This is a genomic window from Bradyrhizobium sp. WSM3983 (genome assembly GCF_000473045.1).
Lineage (GTDB): Bacteria > Pseudomonadota > Alphaproteobacteria > Rhizobiales > Xanthobacteraceae > Bradyrhizobium.
In genome coordinates this window covers 40,916-48,882 of sequence record NZ_AXAY01000046.1, presented here as the reverse complement: position 1 = coordinate 48,882, position 7,967 = coordinate 40,916, and the positions used below count along the sequence as shown (strand labels likewise).

General features: G+C 64.0%; 6 protein-coding genes and 1 pseudogene. 1 reads left to right on the top strand and 6 read right to left on the bottom strand.

Annotated features, from left to right (window positions below; genetic code table 11):
• A pseudogene (locus YUA_RS52180) lies at positions 1–149 on the top strand (IS701 family transposase); the annotation flags it as partial.
• 153 nt (positions 150–302) lie between these two features.
• Here YUA_RS52180 and YUA_RS0138180 read toward each other — a convergent pair.
• The 6 genes from YUA_RS0138180 to YUA_RS0138155 form a co-directional block, all read right to left on the bottom strand.
• The gene (locus tag YUA_RS0138180) at positions 303–1,061 is read right to left on the bottom strand and encodes an outer membrane lipoprotein carrier protein LolA (protein WP_027535369.1); all 759 of its coding nucleotides are present in this window, start codon (positions 1,059–1,061) and stop codon (positions 303–305) included.
• Between the two features lie 152 nt (positions 1,062–1,213).
• Positions 1,214–3,685: a DNA translocase FtsK gene (locus tag YUA_RS0138175; RefSeq protein ID WP_027535368.1), complete on the bottom strand. Its 2,472-nt coding sequence runs from the start codon at positions 3,683–3,685 to the stop codon at positions 1,214–1,216.
• An 8-nt stretch (positions 3,686–3,693) separates the two neighbouring features.
• A complete protein-coding gene (locus YUA_RS0138170) occupies positions 3,694–4,908 on the bottom strand; it encodes an aminotransferase class I/II-fold pyridoxal phosphate-dependent enzyme (RefSeq protein WP_027535367.1) in 1,215 nt (404 codons plus the stop codon).
• Between the two features lie 318 nt (positions 4,909–5,226).
• Positions 5,227–5,631 (bottom strand): GFA family protein, encoded by a 405-nt coding sequence (locus tag YUA_RS0138165; protein ID WP_027535366.1) that lies wholly within the window; start codon positions 5,629–5,631, stop codon positions 5,227–5,229.
• Between the two features lie 231 nt (positions 5,632–5,862).
• The gene (locus tag YUA_RS0138160; protein WP_027535365.1) at positions 5,863–7,311 is read right to left on the bottom strand and encodes an ammonium transporter; all 1,449 of its coding nucleotides are present in this window, start codon (positions 7,309–7,311) and stop codon (positions 5,863–5,865) included.
• Between the two features lie 38 nt (positions 7,312–7,349).
• Positions 7,350–7,688: a P-II family nitrogen regulator gene (locus tag YUA_RS0138155; RefSeq protein WP_027535364.1), complete on the bottom strand. Its 339-nt coding sequence runs from the start codon at positions 7,686–7,688 to the stop codon at positions 7,350–7,352.
• Between the last annotated feature and the right edge of the window lie 279 nt (positions 7,689–7,967).

The window sequence follows — 7,967 nt, the reverse complement described above, 5'->3', positions numbered from 1 at the left end:
ACCACGCAACCCTGTGCATCGCAGCCTATGGCTTTCTGATCGCCGAGCAGGCGACGATTCCCCCCTCAGGACCACGTTCCGCCCCGTCAGTCCCGGTACCTCGCTTACCCGACGATTATCGACCGAGAGGCTCCGCCCACGCGGCCTGAACGCCACGTCCCGAACTCGATCGCAACCATGCGCGCCCGATTGATCCGCATGCTCATTAAAACCTTGCCGCGATGTCCATGCTGTGGCATCGGCGCAGCATCCAATGGACGACGACGCCCATGACGCAGTAAGACTAACCCACCCTACGGGACCTACCCCGGTGACGGCACGCTGTAATTGGTGAAGTCGATCTTGAACATATTGGGATCGAGCTTCTTGCTCGTGTCCAGATTATAAACCGCAAACGTGGTGTCGTAGCCCTGAGGATCGGTCACCGTCCATTGCTTCAACTGGCCGTCCTTGGCGCCGAGCATCAGCAAGAGGCGGCTGGTGCCGACCAGCGCCTGCTTCTCCTCAATGGTGACGCTGATGAAGAGGTCGTCGGCCGTGACGCTGACGACGTTGGTGTCCTTCATCAGGTCGATGCGATCGGACAGCAGGAAGCGGAGCGGTGTCTGTGACAGCGGATAGACGTCCTGCGTCGCGAGCTTGCGATCGCGCACCACGACGGAGGATCCATCGGCAACGATGTCGATCGGGCTCGGCGGATCGTATTCGACGCGCATCTTGCCGGGCTTCTGGATGTAGAAATCGCCTTGCGTCTTACTGCCGTCGGGGCCGACCTGGACGAAATTCCCGACCAGCGTCGACAGCGAGGACAGATACGCGCTGACCTTGGCCGCCTGCGCCTTCTGATTCGCATCGAAGGTCTGGAAGATGCTGCTCGGCACGTTGCGGCGCGGATCGGGAATGATCGGATTCGGCGGCGCCTGCGTCGCGCCGGTGATCGACGGCCCCCCCGAGGGCGGAGCAGCGTCGCGGCCCTTCGGCGCGGGCTTCGGCACAGGAACGGTTTGCGCAAACGCCGCCGCAGTCACCATCGCGGCGGTGACGAGAAGCACGCCCGCCACGCGCGCGCTGCGCGCAGCGAATGAGGCGGCTAATCCAATGTCCGGATGTCTGGTCAACGCGTCGTCCTGTGTGGCTGGGCGTCGTTTTAACGTGATTTCGGGCAAAAGCAGATAACGATTTCGCGTGAAATAGGACTTTGAGGCCGCTCGCCTCACATATGGCTGTCTTCTTCCTCGACCAGAATCTCGCGTTTGCCGGCGTGATTGGCGGGTCCGACGATGCCTTCCAGTTCCATGCGCTCCATCAGCGATGCGGCGCGGTTATAGCCGATTTGCAGGCGGCGCTGGATGTAGCTGGTCGAGGCCTTGCGGTCGCGTTTGACGATGGCGACGGCCTGCTGGAACAGATCGCCGCCGCCATCCCCGCCCATGCCGGTCGCGTCGAACACGGCGCCGTCCTCGTCCTCGGTCGGCTCTTCGGCGGTGACGGCCTCGAGATATTCGGGCTGGCCCTGCGTCTTGAGGTGGCGCACCACCTTCTCGACTTCATCGTCCGAGGCGAACGGTCCGTGCACGCGGCTGATGCGGCCGCCGCCGGCCATGTAGAGCATGTCGCCCTGGCCGAGCAGCTGCTCGGCGCCCATCTCGCCGAGAATCGTGCGGCTGTCGATCTTCGAGGTGACCTGGAAGGCGATGCGGGTGGGGAAGTTCGCCTTGATGGTACCGGTGATGACGTCGACCGACGGACGCTGCGTCGCGAGGATCACATGCAGGCCGGCGGCGCGCGCCATTTGCGCGAGGCGCTGTACCGCGCCTTCGATGTCCTTGCCGGCAACCATCATCAGGTCGGCCATTTCGTCGACGATGATGACGATGTAGGGCAGTGGATCGAGCGAGAGCTTTTCTTCCTCGTAGATCGCCTTGCCGGTTTCCTTGTCGAAGCCGGTATGCACGGTACGCGTCGGCTCTTCGCCCTTGGCCTTCAATTCGCCGAGGCGCGTGTTGTAGCCGTCGATGTTGCGGACACCGAGCTTGGCCATGTTCTTGTAGCGCTCTTCCATCTCGCGCACGGCCCATTTCAGCGCGACCACCGCCTTCTTCGGATCGGTCACGACGGGGGTGAGCAGATGAGGAATGCCGTCATAGACGGAGAGTTCGAGCATCTTCGGATCGACCATGATCAGCCGGCACTGGTCCGGACGCAGCCGGTAGACCAGGCTGAGGATCATGGTGTTGATCGCAACCGACTTGCCGGAGCCGGTGGTACCGGCGATCAGCATGTGCGGTGTGCGAGCGAGGTCGATGATGACAGGATCGCCGCCGATGGTCTTGCCGAGGCAGAGTGGCAGCTTGGCGACTGAGTCGACAGTCTCCTTGGCGACCAGCAGCTCGCGCAGATAGACCTTTTCACGATGCGCATTCGGCAGCTCGATGCCGATGGCATTGCGGCCGGGCACGACAGCGACGCGCGCCGACAACGCGCTCATCGAACGGGCGATGTCGTCGGCAAGCCCGATCACGCGCGACGATTTGATGCCGGGTGCCGGCTCCAGCTCGTACAGCGTGACGACGGGACCCGGATTGGCCTTCACGATCTCGCCGCGTACGCCGAAGTCTTGCAGCACGCCTTCGAGCGCGCGCGAATTGGCCTCCAGCTCAGCCTTGCTGAGCGGCTGGCGATCGCCGGCCTTGGGCGCGGCCAGCACGGACACGGATGGAAGCTCGAACTTGTCGGAGGATTTCTTGGAAGCGGCTTTCGGTGCCGCCTTCTTGCGCGGAGCGCGCGCGGCCGGCTCCTCTTCTTCCTCCTCCTCGTCTTCCTCTTCGTCCTCGTGCTCGTCGTCCTCGTCTTCGGATTGCGGCGAGATCGAAGGCGCGGCGCGGCCGCCGAGATTGGGCTCCTGGCGGCTGAAAGCAACCGCCCTGGTCTTTGGTCCGCTCGAGACCAGTGAACGATAGGCCGTGCCGAACAGCCAGATCAGCCGTGCCTTGGTGCTCATCAGCGCGTGGAACAGCCAGCCCAGCGACACCGAACCGCGATCGCTGTCCTCGTCTTCGTCGAGCGGCTTGTCATCGTCCTCGATCTCCGCGGGCTCTTCGTCATGCTCGCGTGCGCCGAGCCCGCAGGCGATCAGGAAGGTCGCGGCCAGCGCGGCGAACAGGATGACGCCGAGCAACATGCGATAGATCGCGCCGGGTGGCCCGAAGATTACCGCAGGCGCGCGCACCAGCGCATCGCCGACCACGCCGCCAAGCCCGGTCGGTAGCGGCCAGGCGCCACCATGCGGCCAGCAGCTGACAAAGCCCGCCGCGATCACGGTGCAGAGAATCCAGGAGCCGAGCCGCAGGGCCTCGCGGTCGAACGGGCGATGGGTCATCATGCGCCAGCCCCACACCGCGACCGTCAGGATCAGCATGATCGCGCCGAGCCCGAGGATCTGCATTGCGAGGTCGGCGCCGATGGCGCCGGCATAGCCGAGAATGTTGCGGATCGGTCGCGAGGTCGCGTGGCTGAGGCTCGGGTCCTGCACCGACCAGGTCATCAGCGCGGCGGATGCGACGCCCGAGAGTGTAACCAGGCCGAGACCGGTGAGCTCGCGCACGCGGCGGCTCAGCGCCTCGCGGATCGAGGGCGGCAGATGGCCGACCAGGGGAATCACACGTTCGATTGTCGACATGCTCATGGGCCCGCCTAACCCAGAGTTTCGACCAGCCGGTGCAGCGCCTGCGCCGTGGTCTCACTATCCTGCACCAGCGCCAGGCGAATGTAGCCGGCACCGGGATTGAAGCCGTCGGGCTGACGCCGCGCCAGATAGGAACCGGGCACCACGCGCACGCCGGCTTCCTTGAAGAGCTTGAGAGTCACGGACACGTCGTCGCCGATCTCGGATGTATTGAGCCAGACGCAGAAGCCGGCGTCGGGCCGGCGATAGCCGTAACGATTGCCGATGATCTGGTCAGCGAGATCGAACTTGATCCGGTAGAGCCTGCGGTTCTCCTCGACATGCGCCTCGTCGCCATAGGCAACGGTCGCGACATGCTGGAGCGGCACCGGCACCTGCGGCGCCGCGATGTTGCGCAGCTCCAGGAACATGCCGATGAGCTTCTTGTCACCGGCGGCGAAGCCGACGCGCAGGCCCGGCAGGTTGGAGCGCTTCGACAGCGACTGGAACGCAACCACGCGGGTGAAATCGGGGCCGGCACATTCGAGCGCGCTGCCCGGCGCTTCGCGGGTGTAGATCTCGGAGTAGCACTCGTCGCTGAGGATCACGAAATTGTAGCGATCGGCGAGGCTCCTCAGGCGCGTGAAATAATCGCGCGACGCGACCGAGCCCTGCGGATTGGCGGGCGAGGCCAGATAGAACGCCACCGTGCGCGCCAGCGTCGCTTCGTCGATGGCATCGAGATCGGGCAGGAAGCCGTTTTCGACGGTGGTCGGCAGATAGACCGGCTCGCAGGCCGCCGCGCCGGCACCGGCGCCATAGACCGGATAGAACGGGTTCGGCATCAGGATGGCGGGCTTGCCGGGACGCGGGCCGACATAGCGCGCTGCTGCGATCGCGGCGAGGAACAGCCCCTCGCGGCTGCCATTGAGGACGAGAATCTCGCTCTTGGGGTCGAGCGGTCGCGGCAGCCTGAAGCGCGACGACAACCAGGCGCTGGCTGCCTGGCGGAACGGCTCGGTGCCCTGGTTCATCGGGTAACGGCCGAAATCGGCGATGTGCTTGGCCAGCACCGGGCCGACGAAATCCGGAACCGGATGCTGCGGTTCGCCGACCGCGAGCGAAATCAAGGGCTTGCCGGGCTGATGCGGCGCCAGCAGCTCGTTCAGCCGGACAAAGGGCGAGCGTTCGTTGTCGGAGCTTCCACCGGCTAGCGGCGCACGGGATGAAGCGGTCATAGCCATTCTGGGCGCCAGCACTCTTGGAACAGCCGGTCGCACCAAGGTGCCGGCGGGAAGCGGTTCAGTTCACCATAGATAGGGCGAGGTTAAGACGCGATTAACCATCGGCCGGCCGGCCCGTCCAGAGCGGGAATAGTGAGGCCGGATAACAACGGGATGCATGGGCTGTTCTTACCTCTCCCGCTTGCGGGAGAGGTCGGCGCGCTAAGAGCGCGGCGGGTGAGGGTTCTCTCCTCTTGGGGAGCCTCTCTGCGGAGGCACCCCCACCCCAGCCCTCCCCCGCAAGCGGGAGAGGGAGCGAACCAATTTCCTGGCTTGCTCTCAGTGCGCCGGCAGCTTCTCGAACGTCGTCATCCCCGCTGGGATCATGTGGAACTCCTGCTTGTCGCAGGTGTAGATCGCCAACTGCGGCTTGAATTTTTCCGGCTCGTCCAGCGTGCCGACCTTCAGGACCGCAGCCGGCAGTCCCGGAACCTTGGTCACCAGATGGGTGCCGCATTCGGCACAGAACTCCCGCGTGACGGCGCGGGCGAGGTCCTTGCGCGTGAACTGCTTGGGTTGTCCGGTGATGTAGGTGAAGCCGTTCGCCGGCATCGCGATGAAGGTGTTGGGCGCACCGCCCGAGATGTACTGGCACTCGCGGCAGTGACATTGGGCCTGCATCATCGGATCGCCCTCGGCCACGTAGCGCACCTCGCCGCAATAGCATCCGCCTTCCAAACGCATGACGACCTCCCGTGTTGTTGTTCGTTGTGGTCGTTATTTCTGCGCCGGCAATCTGGAATGGCAATCCTTTTCTTCTTTGCGCAGTCAAAAAGAATCCCGCCAAAAAGACCAAAAAGAAAGGGGCTCCAACTTGCGCTGGAGCCCCTCAACGGTCGGGGCATTGCCGGGTATGTGCCCAAACCGTAGTCGTGGACGCGATCGCCGAGGAGAGATCGCGCCCGGGAGGAGTCGTTACATGTTGTAGGCGCGCTCGGTGTGGTCGGTGATGTCGAGACCTTCACGCTCGCTCTCGACATTGGCGCGGAGGCCAACGATCACATCGACGACCTTGTAGAGGATCGCCGAACCGACACCCGACCACACCAGTGTGGTGCAGACGGCTTCGATCTGGGAGATCATCTGCGCCGCGAAGTCGTAATCGGCAACCTTGGGCGGGATCGCGGTGTAGTCGATGATGCCCGCGCCGCCGAGGGCCGGGTTGACCAGGATGCCGGTGCCGAGGGCGCCGACGATGCCACCGATGCAGTGCACGCCAAACACGTCGAGCGAGTCATCGTAGCCGAGCGCGTTCTTCACGACGGTGCAGAAGAACAGGCAGACCACGCCGACCACGAGACCGAGGACGATCGCACCCATCACGCCGGAGAAGCCGGCGGCAGGCGTGACGGCCACGAGGCCCGCGACAGCGCCGGAGATGACGCCGAGCACCGACGGATGACCCTTGATGATCCACTCCGCGAACATCCACGACAGCGCGGCGGCTGCGGTGGCGACGAAGGAGTTGGTCATGGCGAGGGCTGCGCCGCCGTTGGCCTCCAGGTTGGAGCCGGCGTTGAAGCCGAACCAGCCGACCCAGAGAAGCGAGGCGCCGATCATCGACATGGTCAGCGAGTGCGGAGCCATCAGGTCCTTGCCGTAGCCGGTGCGCTTGCCGATCAGCAGAGCGCCGACGAGCCCTGCGATGCCGGCGTTGATGTGCACCACGGTGCCGCCAGCGAAGTCAATCGCGCCCTTCTTGAAGATCCAGCCGGCGTCGGCGTTGATCTCGTCGAGCTTGGCCTGAGCCGCAGTCTTCGCCGCTCCATCAGCCGCAGCAGCCAGAGCCTTGGCCGCATCCTGGATCGCGTCCGGGCCGGGCCAGTACCAGACCATGTGCGCGATCGGGAAGTAGATCAGCGTGACCCAGAGCGGGATGAACAGGGCGATCGCCGAGAACTTCATACGCTCGGCGAAGGCGCCGACGATGAGGGCGGGCGTGATCGCCGCGAAGGTCATCTGGAAACAGACATAGACGAGCTCCGAGATGTTGGCGTCGACCGAGAAGGTCGCGGCCTTCGAGTCGGTGGTGACGCCCATCATGAAGGCCTTGGAGAAGCCGCCGATGAAGTCGGAGCCGCCGGTGAAGGCGAGGCTGTAGCCGTACACGGCCCAGATCACGGTGACGACGCAGACGGTGTAGAAGACCTGCATCAGGACCGAGAGCATGTTCTTGGAGCGGACGAGGCCGCCGTAGAACAGCGCAAGACCCGGGATCGTCATCAACAGCACGAGCACTGTCGATGTCAGCATCCAGGCGTTGTCTCCCTTGTTGACCGTTGGCTCGGCATAGGCTGCGGTTGCAGCGAACAGGCCGACTGCGAGAGCCGCCAATCCCGCGCCATAGGGACGCTTAAACGTCATTTCATTTACTCCTGATTGGATTTTGGTTGAGCGCGAAATCAAAGTGCCGCGGCGTCGGCCTCGCCGGTGCGGATGCGGACCGCATGGTCGAGGTTGATGACGAAGATCTTGCCGTCGCCGATCTGTCCGGTTTTGGCGGCGGACGTGATGGCGTCGATGGTCTTGTCGACCTGCTCGGAGGCGACGGCGACTTCGATCTTGATCTTGGGCAGGAAGCTCACGGCATATTCGGCGCCGCGGTAGATTTCCGTGTGGCCTTTCTGACGGCCATATCCCTTGACTTCCGTCACCGTGAGACCGTGAACGCCAATGGCGGTCAGGGCGTCACGGACTTCTTCCAGCTTGAATGGCTTGATAATCGCCATAACAATTTTCATGGGTCCTATCCCCGCTTGGGCCCGGTCCGGACATGGCCGGGCGTTTCTCGACTGGTTCGCCACGAGGGAGAAGTTCACTACGCGGGCACAGCCGGGACCCTTAGAATCAAATGCCGTGCCAGATCGGCCGCGTTGCCTAACGGACTATGAAAACGGGGGTTTTCGCGTTTGACGGGTATTGCGGTGCAGTGCGCTATTACGTCGCGCTCAATCCATGGTCAGGCCTGATCAAAAAGCAGGCATGACAGGCTGCCGACACATTTGCTGCTCACGCGTCGG

Excerpts from the sequence above, each read along its gene's own strand:
- YUA_RS0138175 (WP_027535368.1), bottom strand. The coding sequence starts at position 3,685 with ATGAGCATGTCGACAATCGAACGTGTGATTCCCCTGGTCGGCCATCTG.
- YUA_RS0138160 (WP_027535365.1), bottom strand. The coding sequence starts at position 7,311 with ATGACGTTTAAGCGTCCCTATGGCGCGGGATTGGCGGCTCTCGCAGTC.
- YUA_RS0138165 (WP_027535366.1), bottom strand. The coding sequence starts at position 5,631 with ATGCGTTTGGAAGGCGGATGCTATTGCGGCGAGGTGCGCTACGTGGCC.
- YUA_RS0138170 (WP_027535367.1), bottom strand. The coding sequence starts at position 4,908 with ATGGCTATGACCGCTTCATCCCGTGCGCCGCTAGCCGGTGGAAGCTCC.
- YUA_RS0138155 (WP_027535364.1), bottom strand. The coding sequence starts at position 7,688 with ATGAAAATTGTTATGGCGATTATCAAGCCATTCAAGCTGGAAGAAGTC.